The sequence below is a fragment of the Halomonas piscis genome, from assembly GCF_031886125.1.
Classification (GTDB): domain Bacteria; phylum Pseudomonadota; class Gammaproteobacteria; order Pseudomonadales; family Halomonadaceae; genus Vreelandella; species Vreelandella piscis.
Genome location: NZ_CP119391.1, coordinates 2362715 through 2385525, shown reverse-complemented (window position 1 = coordinate 2385525; position 22811 = coordinate 2362715). Strand labels below are relative to the sequence as shown.

Annotated in this window: 22 protein-coding genes; 8 read left to right on the top strand and 14 right to left on the bottom strand. The window is 64.7% G+C overall.

Annotated elements, in window-relative coordinates; genetic code table 11:
- Nucleotides 1–40 precede the first annotated feature (40 nt).
- The 4 genes from P1P91_RS11210 to P1P91_RS11195 are packed head-to-tail and all read right to left on the bottom strand — an operon-like array spanning nucleotide 41 to nucleotide 3580.
- A complete protein-coding gene (locus P1P91_RS11210) occupies nucleotides 41–1099 on the bottom strand; it encodes a TIGR01620 family protein (RefSeq protein WP_311882686.1) in 1059 nt (352 codons plus the stop codon).
- Nucleotides 1096–2493 (bottom strand): YcjX family GTP-binding protein, encoded by a 1398-nt coding sequence (locus P1P91_RS11205; protein WP_311882684.1) that lies wholly within the window; start codon nucleotides 2491–2493, stop codon nucleotides 1096–1098. The genes P1P91_RS11210 and P1P91_RS11205 overlap by 4 nt, the downstream gene beginning before the upstream one ends.
- Before the next feature lie 5 nt (nucleotides 2494–2498).
- Complete coding sequence (locus P1P91_RS11200; RefSeq protein ID WP_311882682.1) at nucleotides 2499–2696, bottom strand: hypothetical protein; 198 nt, start codon at nucleotides 2694–2696, stop codon at nucleotides 2499–2501.
- Entirely contained in the window at nucleotides 2693–3580 is an 888-nt protein-coding gene (locus tag P1P91_RS11195) for a D-hexose-6-phosphate mutarotase (RefSeq protein WP_311882680.1), read from the bottom strand. The genes P1P91_RS11200 and P1P91_RS11195 overlap by 4 nt, the downstream gene beginning before the upstream one ends.
- A 236-nt stretch (nucleotides 3581–3816) precedes the next feature.
- Here P1P91_RS11195 and P1P91_RS11190 point away from each other — a divergent pair, with 236 nt between their 5' ends.
- The 4 genes from P1P91_RS11190 to P1P91_RS11175 all read left to right on the top strand — a co-directional run bounded on the left by P1P91_RS11190 (nucleotide 3817) and on the right by P1P91_RS11175 (nucleotide 8267).
- Nucleotides 3817–4053, top strand: a complete 237-nt coding sequence (locus P1P91_RS11190) for a GlsB/YeaQ/YmgE family stress response membrane protein (RefSeq protein WP_311882678.1) — start codon at nucleotides 3817–3819, stop codon at nucleotides 4051–4053.
- A gap of 182 nt (nucleotides 4054–4235) precedes the next feature.
- Nucleotides 4236–6269: a YbeU/YbeR family protein gene (locus P1P91_RS11185; RefSeq protein ID WP_311882677.1), complete on the top strand. Its 2034-nt coding sequence runs from the start codon at nucleotides 4236–4238 to the stop codon at nucleotides 6267–6269.
- Between the two features lie 153 nt (nucleotides 6270–6422).
- The gene (locus P1P91_RS11180; RefSeq protein ID WP_376717184.1) at nucleotides 6423–7052 is read left to right on the top strand and encodes an NlpC/P60 family protein; all 630 of its coding nucleotides are present in this window, start codon (nucleotides 6423–6425) and stop codon (nucleotides 7050–7052) included.
- A 30-nt stretch (nucleotides 7053–7082) separates the two neighbouring features.
- Nucleotides 7083–8267 carry an MFS transporter gene (locus P1P91_RS11175; RefSeq protein ID WP_311882675.1) on the top strand — a complete coding sequence of 395 codons (1185 nt, stop codon included), beginning with the start codon at nucleotides 7083–7085 and terminating at the stop codon, nucleotides 8265–8267.
- 419 nt (nucleotides 8268–8686) lie between these two features.
- Here the strand turns inward: P1P91_RS11175 and P1P91_RS11170 are convergent, their stop codons facing one another.
- Complete coding sequence (locus P1P91_RS11170) at nucleotides 8687–9721, bottom strand: IS110 family RNA-guided transposase (RefSeq protein WP_311882674.1); 1035 nt, start codon at nucleotides 9719–9721, stop codon at nucleotides 8687–8689.
- Between the two features lie 254 nt (nucleotides 9722–9975).
- On the opposite strand from P1P91_RS11170, the gene P1P91_RS11165 reads away from it, so the two are divergent.
- The gene (locus P1P91_RS11165; protein ID WP_311882673.1) at nucleotides 9976–11292 is read left to right on the top strand and encodes an IS4 family transposase; all 1317 of its coding nucleotides are present in this window, start codon (nucleotides 9976–9978) and stop codon (nucleotides 11290–11292) included.
- 73 nt (nucleotides 11293–11365) lie between these two features.
- Here P1P91_RS11165 and P1P91_RS11160 read toward each other — a convergent pair whose 3' ends face one another.
- Entirely contained in the window at nucleotides 11366–11854 is a 489-nt protein-coding gene (locus tag P1P91_RS11160) for an FKBP-type peptidyl-prolyl cis-trans isomerase (RefSeq protein ID WP_311882671.1), read from the bottom strand.
- Between the two features lie 204 nt (nucleotides 11855–12058).
- Here P1P91_RS11160 and P1P91_RS11155 point away from each other — a divergent pair, with 204 nt between their 5' ends.
- Nucleotides 12059–12337 (top strand): DUF3566 domain-containing protein, encoded by a 279-nt coding sequence (locus P1P91_RS11155; protein WP_311882669.1) that lies wholly within the window; start codon nucleotides 12059–12061, stop codon nucleotides 12335–12337.
- A gap of 107 nt (nucleotides 12338–12444) precedes the next feature.
- Here the strand turns inward: P1P91_RS11155 and P1P91_RS11150 are convergent, their stop codons facing one another.
- The 8 genes from P1P91_RS11150 to P1P91_RS11115 form a co-directional block, all read right to left on the bottom strand.
- Complete coding sequence (locus P1P91_RS11150) at nucleotides 12445–12912, bottom strand: outer membrane lipoprotein (protein ID WP_311882667.1); 468 nt, start codon at nucleotides 12910–12912, stop codon at nucleotides 12445–12447.
- 217 nt (nucleotides 12913–13129) lie between these two features.
- Nucleotides 13130–14728, bottom strand: a complete 1599-nt coding sequence (locus P1P91_RS11145; RefSeq protein ID WP_311882666.1) for an isocitrate lyase — start codon at nucleotides 14726–14728, stop codon at nucleotides 13130–13132.
- A 251-nt stretch (nucleotides 14729–14979) separates the two neighbouring features.
- Entirely contained in the window at nucleotides 14980–16152 is a 1173-nt protein-coding gene (locus tag P1P91_RS11140) for a cupin domain-containing protein (RefSeq protein ID WP_311882665.1), read from the bottom strand.
- A gap of 57 nt (nucleotides 16153–16209) precedes the next feature.
- Entirely contained in the window at nucleotides 16210–17595 is a 1386-nt protein-coding gene (gene purB / locus P1P91_RS11135) for an adenylosuccinate lyase (RefSeq protein WP_311882664.1), read from the bottom strand.
- 74 nt (nucleotides 17596–17669) lie between these two features.
- Nucleotides 17670–18311, bottom strand: a complete 642-nt coding sequence (gene hflD, locus P1P91_RS11130) for a high frequency lysogenization protein HflD (RefSeq protein WP_311882663.1) — start codon at nucleotides 18309–18311, stop codon at nucleotides 17670–17672.
- Nucleotides 18308–19435 (bottom strand): tRNA 2-thiouridine(34) synthase MnmA, encoded by a 1128-nt coding sequence (mnmA, locus tag P1P91_RS11125; protein ID WP_311882662.1) that lies wholly within the window; start codon nucleotides 19433–19435, stop codon nucleotides 18308–18310. Before mnmA ends, hflD begins: the two co-directional genes overlap by 4 nt.
- 97 nt (nucleotides 19436–19532) lie before the next feature.
- Entirely contained in the window at nucleotides 19533–20006 is a 474-nt protein-coding gene (locus P1P91_RS11120; protein ID WP_311882661.1) for an NUDIX domain-containing protein, read from the bottom strand.
- On the bottom strand, nucleotides 20003–20578 hold the full coding sequence (locus tag P1P91_RS11115) for a pseudouridine synthase (RefSeq protein ID WP_311882660.1): 576 nt from the start codon (nucleotides 20576–20578) through the stop codon (nucleotides 20003–20005). The genes P1P91_RS11120 and P1P91_RS11115 overlap by 4 nt, the downstream gene beginning before the upstream one ends.
- A gap of 215 nt (nucleotides 20579–20793) precedes the next feature.
- Here P1P91_RS11115 and icd point away from each other — a divergent pair, with 215 nt between their 5' ends.
- Together icd and clpS are read left to right on the top strand one after the other, a co-directional pair.
- The gene (gene icd / locus P1P91_RS11110; protein ID WP_311882659.1) at nucleotides 20794–22065 is read left to right on the top strand and encodes an NADP-dependent isocitrate dehydrogenase; all 1272 of its coding nucleotides are present in this window, start codon (nucleotides 20794–20796) and stop codon (nucleotides 22063–22065) included.
- A gap of 247 nt (nucleotides 22066–22312) precedes the next feature.
- Nucleotides 22313–22678 (top strand): ATP-dependent Clp protease adapter ClpS, encoded by a 366-nt coding sequence (clpS, locus tag P1P91_RS11105; protein WP_311882657.1) that lies wholly within the window; start codon nucleotides 22313–22315, stop codon nucleotides 22676–22678.
- Nucleotides 22679–22811 lie beyond the last annotated feature (133 nt).

The following is a 22811-nucleotide window of genomic DNA, read 5'->3' as shown; positions in this document are numbered from 1 at the left end:
GATGGGCTGCCACTATACGGATTCCGGGCGATGGCGCCAATCACGGCGTCCGCGCCGCGTCCTCTTGCCGGGGACTTTTGTCCAGTCGGCGCAGCTGGAGCCACAGGTCCCGGCGTAAATCGCCAAGGGTAGGCTGCTGCCCCGGGGCAAAGGCCAGCGGCCGGCACAGGCGCAGGGCACGCAGCCCGAGCCTGGCGCTCAATAGCCCCACGGCCAGGCCCTGGCCGGCGCGGGTCGAGAGCCGGCCGGTGACGTCAAGCGACAGCATGTCCATGCCGGCGTCGGTGGCAAGCTCGCTGGCGCCGGCAAAGGCCATGTTGTGAAGCACGGTCCTGAACAGCCGCAGGCGGCTGGCGTAGCCAAGCTCCAGACCGTAAAGCCGGCACAGGCGGTCGACCATGGCCAGGTTACGCCAGGCGACCAGCGCCATGTCGACCAGCGTCAGGGGGCTCACGGCGACCATCACCGCGGTTTCTCCGCACATGCGCGAAATCAGCCGGCGTGCCTCGCGGTCCCGGGGGGCAAGCAGGTGGTGGTCGAGCAGCGCCAGCGTCTCCTCGCCGCTGTGGTGGGGCTCCCGGGCTGCGGCGAACGCCGCCCAGTGCGGATCGTCGCCGCTGAGCCCGAGCTGGGTCTGCAGCCGGTCGGCAAGGCCGCGGGCCTGGCGCGGCGAGCGGCCCGGCAGCTCGGCCAGCGCGGCTCGCAGCTTGTCGTGGCGCTTGAGCCGGCGCAGGCGCACCAGTTCGCGCAGCGCGGCGGCGCTGCCAATGCCGATGACGCCGAGGCCGAAAAGCCGCCAGGCGGCGTCCAGCCAGCGGGCGCCGGTAAGGGCGTCGGGCAGGCCGGTGACAAACTCGGCGGTGCCCAGCGCGGCGCAGCCGGCCAGGGTAAACAGCAGCCCCCAGCGGCGCTTGCGCGGCGCGCCGAGGCTTTGTTCGGGCAGAGCGTCGCGGCTGGCCGCGTCGTCTTCCAGAGGCTGCTCCCGGGCGGCGTCGTCAAAGCGGTAGGTGCCGCGCAGCGTTTCGTCGTGGTGCGTCTGCGGTTTAACGGCGCTGCCGTCGTCAAGGGTAAAGTGCCGGCGCGGTCTGGGCGAGGTCATGTCAGCTTGTCTCCGATCAGCCAGTCAATGGCGGCGTCCATGCGGATATGCGGCAGCGCGCCGGACACCTCGGGCATCGGGCGGAAGCGCGGAAAGTCGAAGCCCTGGCGCTGCCAGAAGGCAGCGTCCGGAAGCGCAGCGGGCACGTCGCCGGGATACACGAGCACGTCTTCCCCTTCCAGGGTGGTGCCGCGCAGCGCCGGCAGGCGCGTCTTGCCCTGATTGACCTCGCGCGGCCAAGTCGTGCGGATAGCGGCCAGCGACAGCGCCTTGACCGGCACGTCGGCAAAGCGCAGGTCCTTGAGCGGCTCCTTGAGCAGGGAATTGAGCAGCGTCACGAGGTTGTCGTGCTGGTCGGGGGTGACGTGGTCGGCCTTGGTGGCGGCGATGGCAAGCCGGTCGATGCGCGGGGTAAACAGCCGGCGCAGCAGGCTGCGCTTGCCGTAGCTGAAGCTTTGCATAAGCTCGCCAAGCGCCCGGGACAGGTCTTCGAAACGCTCCGGCCCGGCGTTCAGGGCGCCCAGCACGTCGACCAGCACGATCTGGCGATCAAAGCGGCGAAAGTGCTCGCGGTAGAAGGGCTGCACCACCTGTTTCTGATAGTAGCGAAAACGCGTGGCAAGCGTCGCGTAAACGCTTGAGTCGGGAAGGGCCTCGAGCTCCTCCCGGGGCTTGCTGAGGTGGGGCAGGGGAAAGAACTGCAGCACCGGCGCGCCCTCGAGCTCGCCGGGGAGCAGAAACCGCCCCGGCTGCAGCTGCGAAAAGCCTAGCTGCTTGGCCCGCCGCAGCCCCTGGGCGTAGGCCTCGGCCAGCTCGGCGAGCACCGCTTCGTCGGCCTCGGCGGCGGGGTCGAGCGCTTCGGCGGCGGCAAGCCACTCGGCGAATACCTCACGGCGCTGCTCGCCCTGATCAAAGGGGCGCGTCTGGCACCACTGATAGTAGTCCTGATCCAGCAGCGGCAGGTCCAGCAGCCATTCGCCGGGGTAGTCGAAAAGATCCAGCGTCAGGTGAGAGGCGGCCCCGCGCAGCCAGCCGCTGCGTGCCGGGCGGTAGCGCAGCTCAAGGCGCAGCTCGCTGATGCCCCGGGTCGGGTCGGGCCAGCGCGGCGGTGTGTCCCTCAGCGCCTGCATGGCCGGGTCGTAGGGGAAGCGCGGCACGCCCAGATCCGGCTGGTTAAGGCGCCGAGCGCCCAGCAGCCGGCCGTCCCGGGCGGCGGGCAGCAGGTCCAGCCGAGCTTCCACGCCGGCATGGCGGAGCTGATTGACCAGCGAGGTCAGAAAGGCCGTTTTGCCCGCCTGGGAAAGGCCGGTGACGGCCAGGCGCAGCTGGCGATCGCGGCCGCGCTCCAGCAGATTGCCAAGCTCCCGGCCCAGGGTGTCGTGTAAGGCGGCCATGGGCGCTATTCCGTGCCCGCCAGCGTGGTAAGGAACTGATACCAGAGCGGCAGGGTGGCGATCAAAAAGCCCAGCGCGGTCATGCTGTAGCCCGGCCAGCGCCGAGCCGAGCGCTGGGCGATCAGCAGCCCGCCGACGCCGAGCACCATGCCGATGATGTTGAACACCATGGAAAAGGCGTCGATCCACAGCGAAAGATTCATGCCGCACCCTCCGTTGACGGGCGTGTGAGGGTGGTCCCCAGCAGGTGCTGGGCACCGGGCACCAGCCACACCGGGTCCAGCCGGGTGTTGGCCGCCTCCACGCAGAGAAACCCTCGTGCGGCGGCGGGAGAGGTATCCTCGGGCGGCGTTTCTCCGGGGTGCCAGACCACGGTGGAGTCGCTCTGATCCTTGGCCACGCGCAGCGTGCGCCTGCCGTCATCGACGCTTACCGCGGCGTTGCTGTGGTAGATGCGGTCAACGGCGCCGTTCGGGGCCAGGGTGCCCTGCTGCTCGGCTTCGGCGAAGCCCTGGCGCTTGTCCAGGTAGCGGGCGCCGGCCAGGCCCTCGAGGCGGCAGGCAAAGGCATCGTCGACGGCCAGATAGGTGTGCAGGGCGGCGCTGATCTTGACCGGCGCGTCGCCGATGTTTTCGCTGATCAGTTCGACGTGAAGGCGGCGGGCATTGGCCTGGATCACGACTCGGGCGGTTAGCCGGCCGTGCAGGCGCTCTTCCGGCGAGAGGTGCACTTCGATGCCCTCTTCGTGCTCGTCGACGCCCTCCAGGCGCCAGGGCGCCAGCCGCGCCGTGCCGTGAAAGGGGCCCTGGCGATTGGGGCTGTCATCGGCGTAGCGCTCGTCGCCGAACCACGGCCAGCACAGCGGAATGCCGCCGCGCAGCGTCGCCGGCGGCGCCGCCGGCGTGGGCGTAAGCCACAGCCAGGGAGCGTCGCCCGCCGGCTGAAAGTGCACTACCTGGGCGCCGGTCAGCGCCACGGCCAGCTGCCCCCAGGGCTGGTTGAACAGCACCAGCTCGCGTCCTTCCCAGGTCAGGGTCTGCTGGTCGTCGGTGGCGTCAAGCCGCTCTTGAAGCGAATCGGGGATCATGAAGCGTCCTGATGATCGTCGTTAAGTGGGTGCCGGGTGCCTTGCATGGAGAAAAGAATTGCGGAAATAGCGTGCATGAGGCTCGTATGGCGACGCGGGGCATTGATCGGTGAGCGCATGCAAGGCACCTTAAGTCGTCTGCTATGCTAAGACAAGCGGGCTACACTGTTCACGCTTTCGCGTTCCCTGTAGCGTTCACTAGCACTCTGTCGATAACGACAAAAGGAGAGACGTCCATGGGCTTTATAGCGTGGTTGATCATTGGCGGTCTTGCCGGCTGGATTGCGGGTAATCTGATGCGCGGCGGCGGCTTCGGTATTCTGGGGAATATCGGCGTGGGCATTGTCGGCGCGATCATCGGTGGTTTTCTGTTCAGCCTGCTGGGGCTTTCTGCCGGCGGCTTCATCGGTTCGCTGGTCACCGCCGTGGTGGGGTCGGCCGTACTGCTGTGGGTGGTGAGCAAGGTGCGATAGCGCCCGCTGGCCCTGTTCACCCTTCCGGGCTCAGGCCCGTTCATCGCCCGGCACCCCGCCGGGCGATGGCGTTTGGGCTCTCGCGGAGTGATCACGCTTTCCGTTACCGTACGCACCCCGTTACACTAGGCGCCTTTGTGCCGGCCGCTCTGGCGGGCCGTGGTGCTTGATAGGGGATTCCTTTGCTCGACGCGTTACATGCCTGGTGGGGGCAACAGCTGGAACTTTGCACGGCAAACTCCCGGTCCTGCCCGCTGTCCGCCGCCACAGGCGAAGACCTTTGGCACCTGGGCATTGCCTGCCCCACGCCCGAGGGCCGCTGGCCCGACCCCGGCCTCTGGCTGGCCCAGGCATGGCAGATTCATGCTCGAGAAGCGTTGGTGGACGTCATGCTGTGGCTTGCCGCCCAAGGCGAGCGCCAGCGCTGGGATATCGATGCCGCCGGGCTCAAGGCCATGAGCGTGCCCAAACGCCTTGAATGGCAGCAGCAAACGTCGGTGGAAGACGCGCCCCATGCCGCACTACTGCCCGACTGGGTAGCCGCGGGCGAGCCTCTCGAATGGGCGGCGTGGGACTGGCTGCGCCTGGCGGAGCTGGCCTGGGCCGGCGCCTGCTGCGGCTATCTGAGCGAGGCCGAAGCCGGGCACTTTGCCGGCCACGCCGCCGAGCTGCTCCACGCCCGCCATGACGACTGGCAGTCGTTGCTCCAGGCGTACCTGCGCGGGCTCAGCCTGTTCTGCGGCGCCGACTGCCGGGAGCTGGACCCGGCGATTCAGCCCCCGGCGGCGCTCAGAGCACCGGGCCGGCCCTGGCAGCGCACGCTGGCAGCGCTGCTTGAGCCCGCCAGCCGAGAGGCCTCGCGCGCGGCCATGCGTGGCTATCGCGCCACGCTTGCCCACTGGCTGCAGGCGCTTGCCGGAGTGCGCGATCCCGAGCTTATGCTGCGCCAGCGCGAGCCGCGGCTGCCGCTGCCCGAACCCCGGCGCCGAGAAGCCGAACGTTACCTCGAGGAGGTGCTGGAGCTTTATGCCGACGAGGGAGCAGGAGCGCTCAAGCGCTACTGGCTCCCGGCGCAGGCGCATCACCTCAATCAGATGGCGGCGGACGCCGTCCACGGTCTCCACGCGCCTTCGCGTACGCCGTTTGGCCGGCCATCGCGGGAAGCGCTGGCCGAGCGCGGCCGGCTGAGCCAGGCCAGCCGCCATGCGGCTACCGTGCACATGGCGGAGAAATTCGCCTTTTATCTGCATATGGCCATGGACAGTCGGGGTTTCGATGACGCGGCGCTGCTGGCGCTGGGGGAGTCGCTGAAAAACTGCCTGTGCCATTTTTACGCCACCCCGACCCGGCTGCTGGCGGCCTGGCTTGCCTGGGAGCGTTGCCTGCCCGAGCCCGACCAGGCCGGGCTTGAGCACGATATTGCCTGGCATCTGAACGATCCGGGAAGCATCTTTCACTGGGTCGACTGGCAGCCCGGCGCCTGGCAGGAGCCCGACGAGCGGCCTTCGCTTCGCCACTTTACCGCGATGGCGCTGGTGGGGCCGCTGAACAGCATCGCCTGGCGCCAGCCGGAGCCGGAAAGCCGGCGTGAGCGCGAGTCCATCCGCACCTGGGTGGAAGAGCATTACCAGCTGCACGAGGCAGAGGAGCTGCGCGGCTTTGTCGATACCCTGCTGGAAGCCGGCGACCGTCAGGAATACCAGATCAACTATGCGCCGTACACGCTCAACCGAGCGCGGCTGGACGATGAAATCGCCGTCTTGCAAACCGGCGACAGCGACGTCGAGGAGCGCAACCACCGGCTGCGTCTGGAGCGCGTGCGCGACAACGAGGACGGCTGCAACGAGCGCGATATGGCCGCCTGGGACATTGCCCAGGCGGTAGATCTGGCCATTGCCGGACGCGAACTTGGCTGGCTCGATCAGGCGCAGCTGGCGGGGTTTCTCGAGCGCGCCTATGCGCTGGCCGAAAATCACTACGGCGGCTGGCAGGAGTACGCCGAAGGCCTGTACACCGGCTTTTCCTTTTTCATGGGGGAGACCGGCGAGCGCGAAAGCTTCCTGGCCGGGCTGCGTCAAGCTCTAGTCACCTGGCGCTGCGGCGCGCCGGTGCTGGGAGGGGCCTGGGCCAGCCTGGATTTTCCCGGCAGCCGGCCGCGCCACTTTGCCCCGCTGCATATCGATACGCTGCCGGGGGACCGGCAAACGCTGCACTGATTCAGCGTCACGCGGAACCCTTTTCGCTTATGTCCGGGGGTTTCGTTTATGCTAATATCCACCGAGCCTTTTGTGCCCGTGACGGTGGCCGTGAGCGTGGAGAGTCGTGCCGTTGCCGTCGGGCGTTTTCTACCGTTGGATGAGGACTGCCGTATGGCTGACGCGCCATCTCACTGTCTCAGGGGCACCCGTGACGCCTGCGTATTGACGCTTGCCTTTATGCTGGCCGGCTGTGCCGGGACCCCCAGCGCTTCAAGCACCGAGCCGCCCGACGACTACTTTGCCATGTCGCTGCCGGACGTGGGCCAGGCGGGAGAAGCGATGATGTCGCCGGTGGAAGGGTCGGCCGGCCAGCTGCCGCAGCAGCAGAGCTCGCCGCCGCGGGTGATCCGCCGGGCACTGATGGAGCAGCACGACAGCTGGTCGGGTACGCCTTATCGGCTGGGCGGCACGACCCAGAGCGGCGTGGACTGCTCGGCGCTGGTGCAGAACGTCTACCGGGACACGTTCGATATTTCCCTGCCGCGAACGACCCGCGGGCTGGTGAACAAGGGGCACGCGATCAAGCGGCGGAACCTGCGTGCCGGCGATCTGGTGTTTTTTCGCCCGCCGGGAAGCCGCCACGTGGGCATCTACGTCGGCGACGGCTACTTTCTCCACGCCTCCACGTCCCGGGGCGTGATCATGTCGGAGCTGGATAACACCTACTGGCAGCGCTACTACTGGCAGTCGCGCCGCACCCTTGAAGGCCCGCAAATGGCTCAGCTCAGCCGTGTACTGTGATGTTTTGACCCTCGGGCCGAGCCACCCTTTATGATCACCATCCATACGCCGGCCTGGTGGCGCGCGACGCTGGCGCTGTGCCTCGGGTCGTTTCTCGTTTTTATCAACCTGTACGTTCCCCAGCCGCTGCTGCCCGAGCTCCATCGAACCTACGGCGTCTCTACGCTGGCGGTCAGCTTTGTGATGTCGGCAGCGACGCTGTCGCTGGCCTTTGCCCTGGTGGTGTTCGGGCCGCTGTCGGACGCCATCGGGCGCGAAGGCATAATGCGCTACAGCCTGCTGGTGGCGGGGGTTGGCTCTATTGTGCTGGCCTTTGCTCCCAGCTTTTCCGCTCTGCTGGCGCTGCGCCTGCTGCAGGGGTTCGTGCTTGGCGGGCTGCCGGCGGTGGCCATTGCGTGGATGGCGGACACGTTCGACAAACGGGCGCTGGCCGGCGCCGTGGGGCTTTATATTGCCGCCAACTCGCTGGGCGGCATCAGCGGACGGGTAGTGGGCGGTCTGGTAGCGGATCTGGGCGGCGCCTCGGCAGCCTTCATTGCCGTGGGCGTCATGACCCTGGCAGGCACGGCGGTGTTCTGGCGCCTGCTGCCGCGCAGCCGGACGTTCGTGGCCCAGCCGTTTCACCTAAAGACGGCCGCGGTCGATCTCTGCCAGCACCTGCGTACGCCGGTGCTGCTGGGGGCCTACTTGCTGGGCGGCATCAACTTCATGGTGTTTATCAACCAGTACAGCTATATCACCTTCCGGCTTGCCCAGGCGCCGTACAGCCTGGCCGCGAGCAGCCTGGGGCTTTTGTTCTTGACCTATCTGAGCGGCACCGTGGGCTCCACGCTGTCCGGGCGGCTGGCGGGACGTTTCTCTCCGGCGCGCTGCATGATGGCAGGCGTGGCGCTTCTTTGCGTCGGCACCGCCGTGACCCGGGCCGATGCGCTGACGCTGGTGATTCTGGGGCTGACCGTTAACGCCTTCGGCTTTTTTCTGACCCATTCGCTGGCGTCTGCCTGGGTGGGGCGCAACGCCCAGCGGGCAAGGGGCAGCGCTTCGGCGCTTTATCTGGTGTTTTACTACACCGGAGCCAGCCTTGGCGGTTTCTGGCTGGAGCCGTTCTGGCTGTGGGACGGCTGGGCCGGCGTCACCCTGGGTTCCTGGCTGCTGTTCGCGGTAACCTTTGCCATCGCCACCTGGCTGCGCCGGGTAGAGCGCCGCCAGCCGTGATGCGACGCTAAAAAAGTTCTTCGCAGATTGGCGTGAAAATGACGCCGTGATGGCACTGAAATATGTCTTTGGGTGGGAGCGCAGCTTATGCGCGAAGGCGGTGTTGTGGCGGTAACCTCGCGCACTGAAGTGCGCTTATATGGACCCGTCCTGTTGTGCAAGCTAGAAGCAACCACGCATAAAGGTGAGGACTGCACGCTTATATCCGGCCTGTTGGTGGCACCTGCGGTGCCTGGCCCTGATGGAATACGCGCTCTCTGCTCTGATCTCCCACTCGGCCTCGCCATGGGCCTGCGCACTTCACAGAGTGACAGAGAGTCGGTCTGACCCGTTATGCCATCGAAGCATCTCGCCTGCGCAACCTCGGGGTTGGGTAACTTATCGTATGCTGAACGATCTCGCCTGTTTATTCGGTATCATTAAGCGGCCTCCTGCGGCTGGTAGCGGCGTTCATGGGCCAATAGCGACCAGCAAATCCGCGCCATCTTGTTTGCCAGGGCCACAATGGCCTTGCGTTGTCCAAGACGCGCCGCTAATGAGCAGGCCCAGCGGGACAGCCGGTCGGGCTGTTCCTGGCGCTGAAACTGGCGTAATGCCGCGCGGGCACCGTGCACCAGCTGCCGTCGAACCTCACCATTGCCGCGTTTGGTGATACCCATTAACTGATGGCGGCCACCACTGGAATGCTGGCGTGGCACTAACCCTAACGAGGCGCTGAACTGACGCCCGTTGGGAAACCGTGCCGGATCGCCCAGGTGGCTGAACAACAGCGTGGCGTTGATCGGGCCGATGCCGGGCAGACTCATCAGCCGCTGCATGTCGGCTGACGCTTTGGCCTGTCGCTGCAGCCGCTTGTCATAGCGCGCGATTCGCGCATCGTTCTCGAGCCACTGGTCGAGCAGGTCGTTCAGCAGGGTGTAGAGTTCTTCACCCAGCCGCGCCCGTTGCTCGTCCAGTCGCTCACGGATCACACCCTGGCGTATTACCGCATGCCCTTGCGACACGATCAGGCCAAACTCTCCCAGTAGGCCGCGCAGCTCATTGCCGATGGCAGTGCGCTCGCGCACTAACCGACTGCGCACCCGGTGCACCGCTTGCAGGGATTGTTGCGCTTCTGTCTTGATCGTCACCCGAGGCGTCGCCGGGCGTGCTGCGGCCTCGGCGATAGCCGCGGCATCGCGTGCATCATTCTTGTGGCCCAGCACGAAGGGCTTGACCGCCTGCGGCGGCAGTAGTTCTGCCTCATGGCCCAGGGCGCGAATTTCGCGTGCCCAATAATGGGCCGAGCCGCACGCCTCCATGGCGATGCGGCAAGGCGGCAGCTGGGCCAGCGTGAGCCGCAGCTGATCACGCTTAACCTGCTTGTTAAAGACGTTATGGCCGCGCGCATCGGCGGCGTGCAACTGAAAAACGTGTTTGGCCAGGTCAATGCCGACAATGCTAATCTGTTTCATGGATGGGCCCTCCTTTCAGATGCCGTCAGTGTTCTGTGCACTGCTAGCTAGATGTCATATCCAGCTTGGCACAGAAGGACGGGGCCATCCCATTTCCCACCACGGTTTGTCCGGGAGTCGTGCCGGCTTTCCTGATAAAGTGCGGTGAACCAAAAAAGCGGCCCGGAGGGGCCTAATGCCAGTCAGTTAAGCCTGTTCTCAATAAGTTGATCATGAGACCTTCCCGTGTCAGGCACACTGACACGGGAAGGTCCATGCATTTCAGCGACGCTATTGATGCCATCGCCAAGTCGGTACCCGACGATTTCTCCAGCCTCTCCGAGGTGCTCTCCCCTGAACTGATCGACACCTGTCTTGAAGAAGCCGGCGTGGCCACACTGCGCAAGCGTCGCCTGCCGTTGGACATGGTGGTCTGGGCGGTTGTCGGGATGGCCTTGTTTCGGCATATCCCGATGGGGCAGATCGTCAATCACCTCGACATCATGCTGCCCGGCAAGCGTCCCTTCGTCGCGCCCAGTGCCGTGGTGCAGGCACGTCAACGGCTTGGAGTGGAGCCCGTCAAGCGCGTCTTCGAGCAGACCCAGGCCCTGTGGCATCAGCAGACCCCTCACCCCCACTGGAGTGGTCTGACGTTACTGGGCGTTGATGGTGTGGTCTGGCGTACTCCTGACTCTCCCGAGAATCAGGCAGCCTTTGCGCGCACGCGCAATGCTCAGGGGGAGGCGAGCTATCCGCAGATTCGCATGGTGTGCCAGATGGAGCTGACCAGCCACCTGCTGACGGGATCCGCCTTCGACAGTGTCGCGAGCAGTGAAATGGAGCTGACCACTCAGCTCATCGGCAGCACCCCGGATCACTCCCTGACGCTGTTTGATCGTGGGTTCTACTCACTGGGTTTGCTGCATGCCTGGCAGAGCGCCGGCGAGCAGCGGCATTGGCTGATTCCTCTAAAGAAGGGAACACAGTATCAGGAAGAGCGCTCACTAGGCCGGCAGGATCGCCTGGTGACCCTGTCGACGTCACCTCAGGCGCGCAAGAAGTGGCCAGCCTTGCCGCCGACGATGACGGCGCGGCTGTTACGCCGCAAGGTGAACGGCAAGGAAGTGCAGATCCTGACCTCGATGACCGACCCGCTGCGCTTTCCGGCGGCGGATATCGTCGATCTCTACAGCCACCGCTGGGAAATCGAACTGGGCTACCGGGAAATGAAGCAATCTCTGCTGGGTAACCGCCTGACACTGCGTAGCCGCACCCCGGAGATGGTCTTTCAGGAGCTCTGGGGCACGTTGTTAGCCTATAACCTGATCCGCTTCCAGATGGCTCGCATGGCCTATAGCCTGGATGCCGTGCATCCCAATCAGCTCAGCTTCCATCAGGCTGCTCACTGGCTCATCAAGGAGTTAACGATCCTGCCCTGGGTCTCGCCAGGACGCGTGCCCGGCGTGGTTCAGTCGATGCTGGACATGGCACCTTCCTTCGTCCTGCCTGAACGACGCGAACGATCTTATCCTCGCTCAGTCAGGCGGCGACCACAGAAATACCCCACTAAGAAAAATGCCAGTCAGCGTTAACTGACTGGCATTACCCGGAGGGGCCGCTTTGTCGTATCCTGATCGGGGTTTGCCCGCGGGATGATACCTGCGCTTATTGTTCGGCGCTGCCTTCGCCTTCGCCGTGCACGTGGCCGTGCTCGATTTCCTCGGCGCTGGCTTCGCGGACGTCGGAGATTTCAACGTCGAACGTCAGGTTCTGGCCGGCCAGCGGGTGGTTGCCGTCTACCAATACCGTGTCGCCTTCGACCTTCTTGACGGTAACCATCAGCGGGCCGCCTTCGGTCTGGGCCTGAAACTGCATGCCCGGCTCAACGTTTTCCACGCCCTGGAAGGCATCGCGGGGGACTTCCTGCATCAGCTGTTCCTGGACTTCACCGTAGCCTTCTTCCGGCGTTACGCTGACGTTGAGTTTTTCGCCGGGGGAGGCGCCTTCCAGCTGCTTTTCCAGCCCGGGAATGATGTTGCCCGTGCCGTGCAGGTAGGTAAGCGGCTCGCGGCCTTCGGAGCTGTCGAGCACTTCACCGGCTTCGTTGGTCAGGGTGTAGTGAAATGCGACGACCGAGTTTTGCGCAATTTGCATGAAAGAACCTTTCGGTGAATGCATTGGAATCGTGTCGGCGGATGGTAACGCGGAAACGGACCCGATGTCAGTGGTCGCGGGGATTTTCCTTGACGCGTTTTCCCGGCGCTATTGCGCCGTACAAGGAGCAAAGCTACCCTAGCGCCACTTATCCTTTTGACGTTCGGCTTTTCACGTCGACCTATTGCCTCCTGGAGTCTGTCTATGACGATCTTTGTCATCTGGGTCATTGCTTTTGCCTTGATCTTCTACTTTGCCAACAAGCGCTGGAACGACGGCGTCAGCCAGGGTATCGACAAGATGCTGACGGCGATGCTGAAAAGCCACGGCAAGAACCGCTATATCTGGGTAACCGCCATTGCCGTGCTCGGGGCCACGGCCCTGGTGCGCCCCATCGACGTGCTGCTGGTGGTGATCCTGCTGGGCATCATCGCGCTGATCGTGGCCAAGGTAACAAGCGTGGCGGGCAAGAAGCTTTCCTAGAGCAGAAAACAGCCTGCAAAAAAACACCGGCCTTTCTGGCCGGTGTTTTTCGTTACCGTAGCGTCAAAACCGGCAATTGCCTTGATCGCGGCGCGCGCGTAGCCGGCTCAGTAAGGCGCAACGCTGACGTTGGAGCCTGAGCCGATCAGGCGGACTTTCTGGCCGGGCTCGAACTGGCGGTCGGCTTTTTGTACCACGACCACGTCGTTACCGGCGTCGGTGCGGATTTCAAGCTCCACGCCGTTGATGCGGTTGGCGCTGTCTTCCACCTTGGTGCCGGCCATGGCGCCGCCGATGGCACCCGCGGCGGTGGCGATCTTCCTGCCGCTGCCGCCGCCTACCTGGTTGCCCAGCACGCCGCCGATCAGCGCGCCGGTGCCGCCGCCGAGCAGACCGCCGGTACGGCTGTCGGCCTGGATCTGAACCGGGCGGACGGCCTGGATGGTGCCGTAGGTAACGTTCTGGCTGCTTTTCGCCTGGCTGCCGCTGTAAACGTCGCCGGAGTAGGGCGAGGTGTTAACGCAGCCGGCAAGGGTCAGCAGGCTGAGGGCGGCAACGGGCAGTAGTCGTTTCATGGCACATTCTCCAGTCAGTATGTTACGTGCAGCGTAATAGGATAAAGCCCGTCGCTCAAGACGTCTTTACGGCGTGCAGCATAGGCCGAAACGCTGGGCATTAACAGCCCGGCGTGCTCGGCGGGCGGCTCAGCGGGGTTCAAACGACAAAAAAGGGAGGCGCGAGAGCCTCCCTTCGGTGGTAGTGCGTGAGTGTTCCAGCTGGCTTCGCCGGGGATCAGCCGAACTGGTTCATGGTGTTGTCCTTGCCGCCGGCCTTGAGCGCGGCGTCGCCGTGGAAGAATTCCTTGTGGTCGTCGCCGATGTTGGAGCCGGCCATGTCCTGGTGCTTGACCGTGGCGATGCCCTGACGGATTTCCTCGCGCTGGACGTTGGCCACGTAGGCCAGCATGCCGTCTTCACCGAAGTAGCCCTTGGCCAGGTTGTCGGTGGAGAGCGCGGCGGTGTGGTAGGTCGGCAGCGTGATCAGGTGGTGGAACACGCCGGCTTCCCGAGCGGCATCGCGCTGGAAGTTAGCGGTCCACTCGTCGGCCAGGCGGCCCAGCTCGGTGTCGTCGTATTTTTCGTCCATCAGCGCGTCGCGGTCGTAGGCCGAGACGTCCTTGCCCTCTGCCTGCCAGGCGTCGAATACCTGCTGGCGGAAGTTCAGCGTCCAGTTGAACGAGGGCGAGTTGTTGTAGACCAGCTTGGCGTCCGGGCAGACTTCGCGGATGCGGTTGACCATGCCGGCGATCTGGCCGACGTGGGGCTTTTCGGTTTCAATCCACAGAAGATCGGCGCCGTTTTGCAGGCTGGTGATGCAGTCAAGCACTACGCGGTCTTCGCCGGTGCCGGGCTTGAACTGGTAAAGGTTGGAGGCCAGGCGCTTGGGCTTGACCAGCTTGCCGTTCTGCTTGATGACCACGTCGCCGTTGCCGATGTCGTCGGCGCTTTCGATCTCGTCGCCGTCCAGGAAGCTGTTGTACTGGTCGCCCAGGTCGCCGGGCTCTTCGGTGACGGCAATTTTCTGGGTCAGGCCGGCACCCAGCGAGTCGGTGCGGGCAACGATGACGCCGTCATCGACGCCAAGCTCGAGAAAGGCGTAGCGTACGGCGTTGATCTTGGCGATGAAGTCCTCGTGGGGCACGGTGACCTTGCCGTCCTGGTGACCGCACTGCTTCTCGTCGGATACCTGGTTTTCCAGCTGGATGCAGCAGGCGCCGGCCTCGATGAATTTCTTCGCCAGCAGATAGGTCGCCTCGGAGTTGCCAAAGCCGGCGTCGATGTCGGCGATGATCGGCACGATATGGGTCTGGTGCTCGTCGATTTCGCGGACCAGCGCCTTGGCCTGGACGTCGTTGCCGGCTTCACGGGCTTCGTCAAGCTCGCGGAAGAGGTGGTTGAGCTCCCAGGCGTCGGCCTGCTTCAAAAAGGTGTAAAGCTCTTCGATCAGCGCCGGCACCGAGGTCTTTTCGTGCATCGACTGGTCCGGCAGCGGGCCGAACTCCGAGCGCATGGCCGCTACCATCCAGCCGGAAAGGTAAAGGTAGCTGCGCTTGGTGGTGTTGAAGTGCTTTTTGATCGAAATCATCTTCTGCTGGCCGATAAAGCCGTGCCAGCAGCCCAGCGACTGGGTGTAGAGGCTTTTGTCCGCGTCATAGGCGGCCATGTCTTCGCGCATGATGGCGGCGGTGTAGCGAGCGATGTCCAGCCCGGTATGGAACTGGTTCTGCCGGCGCATGCGCGCGGCGTATTCGGGATTGATGTTGTCCCACTTGCCGCCCTGGGCGTCGCGCTTCTTTTTCAGTTCCTGAATCTCTTCAAGCAGTCCCGTCATGTGCTCTCTCCTGTGGCGTCGAGGTATCGCTAAGGGTATCCGGCGGCCCTGCTTGCCGCGGAACGTGACTCTACTATCCGCGATGGGGCCTTCCGGCAGCAATTGGCTTTTGGGAGCAGGCGGGGTTGTAGCGTGACGACATGGGAGGAGAAGCTCGGCCAATGCTGTAGCTGAGTTTCCTGTCAGGTTTGGTGCGCGTGGCGGGAAGCGAGGCGAAGCCGGGCGGGCTGCCCGGCAGGAGCGGGGTCGGGCTAGTCGTCGTCGAGCGGGAAGTTGAGGCTGCCGGCGTTGACCAGCTGCGTGAGCAGCGCTGCCGCTCCTGGGAAGTCGGCGAGCACGTCGGCGCGTATGGGCCGGCTTTCGCACAGCCTCACGGCAAGTTCCGGGGTGCAGGGATAGCCGTCGCCGTCGACAAACAGCGTAGTGGCGCCGCCGTCCCGGCGCCAGGCAAAGCGCGAGCCGGGCGCCGGATACAGCGGCGTTTCCTTGAGTTTTTCCACCAGGGCGGCCTCGTCCAGCGGCGGATCAAAGGGAATCAGCTGGTCAACGTACTTGGGCTGGGTCATCACCCGGCCGAACCACTGGCTCATCTGCACCGGGTTGTCCAGCGTGTCGAGTATCAGCCGGCGCATGCGTTCAAGGGCCGCGTCGTCGATCTCGCCGGGGGTCCGTGCCGGCGCCATGCCGGCGTCGCTGTAGCGCAGCGACGCCGGCAGCTGCTCGCCCAGGTAATCGGCATAGGAGGTCACGGCCTCATCGGCGGACGGCGCGCGAAAGCCCACCGAAACGGTCATGCACTCGTCGGTTTCGCTGACGCCGTGGTGGGCCCAGCCCGGCGGCAGATAAAGCATGTCGCCGGTTTCCAGCACCCAGTCGGAGTCGGTCTCGACTTCGAAGGTTTCGAGGATCTTCAGGTCGATGCCGTCGATGATCGGCGCGTCTTCGGCGGTTTTGCCGCCGAGCTGCCAGCGGCGATGCCCGGCAGCCTGAAGCAGAAAGACATCGTACTGGTCGGCGTGGGGGCCGACGCTGCCGCCCGGGGGCGCATAGCTGATCATGATGTCGTCCAGCCGCCAGCGCGGGAGGAAGTCAAACTCGTCGAGCAGGGCAGCCACCGAGGGCACGTAGTGGTCCACGGCCTGCACCAGTAGCGTCCAGTCGCGCTCGGGCAGGCGCTCAAAGGTGGCCTCGTCAAAGGGGCCGTGGGAGACCTGCCAGGGGCTGTCCGGGCCGTGCTCTTCGATCAGCCGGGCTTCCACGCCGTCTTCGCAGGCAAGTCCGGCGAGCTCGTCGGCGTCAATCGGTGACCGAAACTCCGGCATGGCGCCGCGAATCAGCAGCGGTTTTTGCTGCCAGTACTCGGCCATAAACTCGGCCGGGGTCAAGTCTCCCAGCAGGGTCAGCGGCGTATCATGGTGGGTCATGGCGGTATCCTTGGCGAGGTGGCCGGTTGACAGCGTAGGTGGTGACAGCGCGCGTACTTATAGCGTACGCAGCTGTCGGGTGAGGTCGCGGGCCTGGGCTTCGGCGTTGCCGATATAGCGGGCCGGGGTCAGCGCTTTTAGCTCGTGCTTGACGTCGTCGGGCAGCGCCAGGGTGTCGATGAAGGCGGCAAAGCCCGCCTGGTCGATGCGTTTGCCCCGGGTCAGCTCCTTGAGCTTCTCGTAGGGTTTCTCAATGCCGTAGCGGCGCATCACGGTCTGGATCGGCTCGGCCAGCACTTCCCAGCTGGCGTCGAGGTCAGCCGCCAGACGTTCGGGGTTGGCCTCGAGCTTGGCGATGCCCTTGAGCGAGGCGCGGTAGGCGATCAGCGCATAGCCCAGCCCCACGCCGAGGTTTCTGAGCACCGTGGAGTCGGTGAGGTCGCGCTGCCAGCGGGAAATCGGCAGCTTGGTGGCCAGATGATCGAGCACGGCGTTGGCAAGCCCCAGATTGCCTTCGGAGTTTTCGAAGTCGATGGGGTTGACCTTGTGCGGCATGGTCGAGGAGCCGATTTCGCCTTCCACGGTTTTCTGCTTGAAGTAGCCAAGCGAAATATAGCCCCAGACGTCGCGGTCGAAGTCCAAAAGCACGGTGTTGAAGCGGCCGATGGCGTCAAACAGCTCGGCGATGTAGTCGTGGGGCTCGATCTGGGTCGTATAGGGGTTGAAGGTGAGCCCCAGACCTTCCACGAAGGCGCGCGCGTTGGCCTGCCAGTCAACTTCCGGGTAGGTAGCAAGGTGGGCGTTGTAGTTGCCCACCGCGCCGTTGATCTTGCCCAGAAGGGGCGTTTCTTCGATCCGGCAAAGCTGGCGCTTCAGCCGATAGGCGACGTTGGCCATTTCCTTGCCCAGGGTAGTGGGGCTTGCGGTCTGGCCGTGGGTACGCGAGAGCATCGGCTGGGCGGCGTGCTCTGCGGCCAGCGCGGCGATGCCCTCGACCACTTCGTGGAGCACGGGCAGCAGGGCGTCCAGGCCGTCGCTGAGCATCACGCCGTAGGCGAGGTTGTTGATGTCCTCGGAGGTGCAGGCGAAGTGGATGAATTCGCTGATTGCGTCAAGCTCGGCGTTATCCCTGATGCGTTCCTTGAGGAAATATTCCACCGCCTTGACGTCGTGGTTGGTGGTGCCCTCGATATCCTTGATGCGCTGGGCGTCGGCTTCGCTGAAATCCCGGATCAGGGCATCGAGAAAGCCCGCGGCGTCGGCGGACAGCGGCGGCACTTCGACAATCTGCCCCTGGCCCGCAAGGCACTCAAGCCAGCGTACCTCGACGATGACCCGAGCGCGGATCAGGCCGAATTCGCTGAAGTGCTCGCGCAGCGCGGCGGTCTTGGCGCCGTAGCGGCCGTCAACGGGGGAAAGGGCGGTCAGGGCAGAAAGTTGCATGGTCTTTTTCCAGGTCAGTCGATCGTCATCACGGGCTAGGCCTAGGCGAGCGCAAGCTGTCTCGCGCCAACCGTCTAGCGCAGGTCATCCAGGGCGCGGCGCAGGGCGCTGCGCTGAAACATCAGCTTCCAGCGGCGTCCGCCCTGCTGGTGCCAGAGCAGGGCAAAGCGCACCCCGGCCAGCAGGCAGGCGCGCACGCGTTCGGGCATCATGGGGCTTTGCAGCATGGCGGGATCGCCCTGCACCACGATGCGGTGTTTAAAGGTGGATAGCGTTTCCTGATAGGTTTCGCCGAGGTTGGCGATAACGTTTTCGTGGGTGGCGCCGAAGTGCGCAGCCTGGTGCTGGACACGATCCAGCGACTCGCCCAGCGCATCGAGCATGGCAGTATTCTTGCGCAGCTTGCTCATCAGCAGAATCAGCGAAAAGCCGTAGCGCATAATCACCGGGCTTCCCTGCTTGCGGCCGACGAGCGCTTCGAGCATTTCCAGCCCCTGGCGCAGATTGTTGGGGTGGCCGCCGTAAATCGCCTCAAAGCTTGGCGGGTTGGTGTCCACGGTGGCCTGGATCAGCGTTTCCCAGGAGCGCTGATCGGCGTGGCCGTTGCGCGTCAGCTCGTCGACCAGGCTGGCCGCCTGAAAGACGCCGGCCAGCGCCAGCGCCTGGCGGCTGGCCGGATCGTCCGGGGCGCGGTGAATCGGCGTGGCGTTGCTCATGCGGCGGCCTCCCTGGCGTTCCAGGCGTTGCGGATCACGCCGCCGCCAAGGCAAACGTCGCCGTCGTAGATCACCAGCGACTGGCCCGGCGTTACCGCGCGCTGAGGGTCGTCAAAGTGCACCTCGACGCCGCCGTCGGCGCGGGTCTTCAGCGAGCAGGGCTGATCCGCCTGGCGGTAGCGGGTCTTGGCGCGAAAGCGCCCCCGGGCAGCGGGCGCGCGTCCGGCGATCCATTCCATGGGCTCGGTGGCAAGCGAGTCGCTGTACAAAAGCGGGTGGTGCTTGCCCTGCACGGCGACGAGCACGTTGCGGGCAAGGTCTTTTTGCGCCACGTACCAGGGATCTTCGGAATAGTCGGCCAGCCCGCCGATGCCCAGCCCCTGGCGCTGGCCCAGGGTGTAGTACATCAGCCCCTGGTGCTCGCCGATGACGTCGCCGTCCGGGGTTTCGATGGTGCCCGGCTGAGCGGGCAGGTACTGCTTCAAGAAATCGCTGAAGCGCCGCTCGCCGATAAAGCAGATGCCGGTGGAATCTTTCTTGCGCGCGGTGGCAAGGCCGTGCGCCTCGGCCAGCCTTCTTACCTCGGGCTTTTCCAGTTCGCCTACCGGGAACAGCGTGCGGGCGATGGCCGCCTCGGGCACGGCGTGGAGAAAGTAGCTCTGGTCCTTGTTGGCATCCAGCCCCTTGAGCAGCCGCGGGCGGGCAACGTCTTCGCCCCGGGCGACCAGCCCCTGACGCACGTAGTGGCCGGTGGCGATCTTCTCGGCGCCGAGCATTTCGGCGTAGTCGAGAAACACCTTGAACTTGATCTCGCGGTTGCAAAGGATGTCCGGGTTGGGGGTACGCCCGGCCTGGTATTCGGCCAGGAAGTGTTCAAAGACGTTGTCCCAGTATTCGGCGGCAAAGTTGGCCGTGTGCAGCGGGATGCCGAGCTTTGCGCACACCGCCTCGGCGTCCGCCAGGTCTTCCTTGGCGGTGCAGTATTCGGTGCCGTCGTCTTCGTCCCAGTTCTTCATGAACAGGCCTTCGACCTCGTAACCCTGCTCGAGCAGCAAAAGGGCTGAGACGGAAGAGTCGACGCCGCCGGACATGCCGACGATCACTTTGCCTTGGGGGGTTGTCATGGCCACCCTCGATTGAAAGCTGCAGGTAGGCTGCGAGTATACACGATGCGCAGGCGATGCTTCGAGCCGTGGCAGCCGGCGGTCGTTCCCCGACCGGTTAGCCTTCGTGGATGACCGCCAGCGGGAAGGCCTGCCCGGCCAGGGCGTCCTCGACCCGGGGGAGAACGCGCGGGCTGCGCATGCGTCCGTTGGCGTCAAGCGCGCGGATCTCGTCGGGGGTCAGCCAGTGCACCGCATGGATATCGTCGTCCAGCGGCGTATCCAGAAAGCGCGCCGGCGAGGCGATGAAGCCGTGGCTGTGAAAGGTTAGCCCGTGGAGCTCGAAAACGTACAGCCCGAGATAGCCGTCAAGGGTGACTTCCCAGGCGGTTTCCTCTTTGACCTCGCGGTGCGCGGCGGCGATCGGCCCTTCGCCGGCCTCGATGTGGCCGGCGGGCTGGTTGTAAAGCGTGACGGGCCCGCCGCGGTCTTCTTCCACCATGAGGATACGTCCCTGGTGCTGGATGACGCAGGCGACGGTGGCGCGAATGTGCGGGCGGCAAGCGGCGCGCGCGGGCGTTTCGAAGGTCATCGGCGAGGTCTCCGGCTGGCAGAGCGCGGGGCGTGCAGGGTTTCCCGGCGCCACTCGCCGGGCGCCAAGCTGCCCAGCCGCCAGGGGCCCACCGCAGCGCGTATCAGGCGCAGGGTAGGGAAGCCCAGGTGAGCGGTCATCCGCCGAACCTGGCGGTTGCGTCCCTCGGAGATGACAAGCTCCAGCCAGTCGGTACGCGGGTGGCGTTTGGGGTTTACCGGCGGCGTGCGCTCGGCTATTTCGGGCGGAGCGATACGCCGGGCCCGGGCCGGCCGGGTGGGGCCGTCCTTTAGCGTAATGCCCCGGCGCAGGGCGGCAAGGGCGTCGTTGTCGACATGGCCTTCTACCTGCACCCAGTAGGTCTTGGGCTGTCGGTGGCGCGGGTGGGCAATGCGATGGATCAGCGCGCCGTCGTCGGAGAGCAGCAAAAGGCCTTCGGAATCGTAGTCCAGCCGGCCTGCCGGATAGACGCCCCTGGCGTCCAGGTGATCGGCAAGAGTGGCGCGGCCCTGGTCATCGCGAAACTGGCTGAGTACGCGATAGGGCTTGTGTAGCAGGTAAAGTTGGCTCATGCAGCGTTGGCAGCCCTTGTTGCTGGCTCGAGGTTGCTCGCTCGAGCCTTGGGGAGGCAAGGCAAAAGCCATAGCATACTCGACTTTAGATCAGTGCGCGCCCTCAAGGCTACTGCGTCCGGATGCGGCGGTGTTACACTCGCGGACGCACTGAATCAACCCGTCGGCTCCGGGCTAACCCGGCCCGAGGGCCGACCCCCACAAGGGAGTTCTTCATGGGCGCCAACCACGCGGACTATCAGCATATCGTTGTACCCGAAGGCGGTAGCCGGATTACCGTCAACGCCGACAAAACGCTCAACGTTCCCCACGAGCCGATCATTCCCTATATCGAAGGCGACGGCACCGGCACCGACATCACCCCGGCGATGAAGATCGCCGTCGATGCCGCCGTCGCCAAGGCCTACGGCGGCGAGCGCAAGATTCACTGGATGGAGGTTTATGCCGGCGAAAAGGCCACCGGCATCTACGACGCCGACACCTGGCTGCCCGAGGAAACCCTGAGCGCCGTCGAGGACTACGTGGTGTCGATCAAGGGGCCCTTGACCACGCCGGTCAGCGGCGGCATCCGCTCGCTCAACGTGGCGCTGCGTCAGAAGCTGGATCTGTACGTCTGCCAGCGCCCGGTGCGCTGGTTCAAGGGCGTGCCCAGCCCGATGAAAAAGCCCGCCGACGTGGACATGGTGATTTTCCGCGAAAACTCCGAAGACATCTACGCCGGCGTCGAGTGGCAGGCAGGCTCCGCCGAGGCGGACAAGCTCATCAAGTTTCTGCGCGAAGAGATGGGCGTCACCAACATCCGCTTCCCCGAGCAGTGCGGCATCGGCGTCAAGCCGGTATCCGAGGAGGGCACCAAGCGGCTGGTACGCCAGGCTATCCAGTACACCATCGATAACGACCGCGATTCGATGACGCTGGTGCACAAGGGCAACATCATGAAATTCACCGAGGGCTCGTTCAAGAACTGGGGCTACGAGCTCGCCGCGGAAGAGTTCGGCGCCGAGCCGCTCGACGGCGGCCCCTGGATGACCATGAAAAACCCCAAAACCGGCAAGGACATCGTCATCAAGGACGTGATTGCCGACGCCATGCTCCAGCAGATCCTGCTGCGCCCGGCCGAGTACGACGTCATTGCCACGCTCAACCTCAACGGCGACTATATCTCCGACGCTCTGGCGGCCGAAGTCGGCGGCATCGGCATTGCCCCCGGGGCCAACATTTCCGACTCGGTGGCCATGTTTGAAGCCACCCACGGCACCGCGCCCAAATACGCCGGTCAGGACAAGGTCAACCCCGGCTCGCTGATTCTCTCCGCCGAGATGATGCTGCGCTACATGGGCTGGACGGAAGCCGCGGAGCTGGTGATCAAGGGCATGGAAAAAGCCATCGCCAAGGGCGAAGTCACCTACGACTTCCATCGCCAGATGGATAATGCCGTGCTGCTCAAGTGCTCCGAGTTTGGCCAGGCCGTTGCCGACAACATGTAGGCGCGCGCCATGTGCGCTATAGCCATGTGCGCTATAAAAGAGCCGTGATGACGGCCACAGGGCCCTGTCCGCACTGCCGCGGGCGGGGCTTTTTTATGCCGGCGTGCCCGGCTGTGCTATTTTGGGCTCGTTTAGCCATGCGAGCCCGGAACGCCCGATGCTCTGAACTCTTGCACGGGTGAGGCGTCAAAGGGCAAAGCCCCGCGGCCTGCCTTACCCGACGTGAACGATGCCACTTTTGTTACCTATGCTGAAACCCCATGCCATTCGCCCGCTGCTGTCGGGCATGACGCGCCCGGGCTCGCCGGAGGGCGACGATGCGCTATCGATCGCGCCGGCGGATCCCGAACTTGCCAAGCCGCCCATGTATAAGGTAGTGCTGCACAACGATGACTACACGCCGATGGACTTCGTGGTCGAGGTGCTGAAGAGCATTTTTCATCTGGACAGCGAAGCGGCGATCGAGGTCATGCTGACGGTGCATCATCGGGGCAAGGCCAGCTGCGGGGTGTTCACCCGGGATATCGCCGAAACCAAGAGCCATCAGGTCAACGAGTACGCCCGAGAGTGCGAACACCCGCTGAAAAGTGATATCGAAGTAGCCGACGACTAGGCCGAGCCTTGCCGAATGCGTTGAGAAAAACCTCGCTGGAAGGCTTGCAAGTCGGTGTTTTGTGCCCGATGTTGAGAGTGCGGAAGGGTGAAACCGATCCGACGCCAGCCCCAGGTGGCGTTATGCCCCGGGC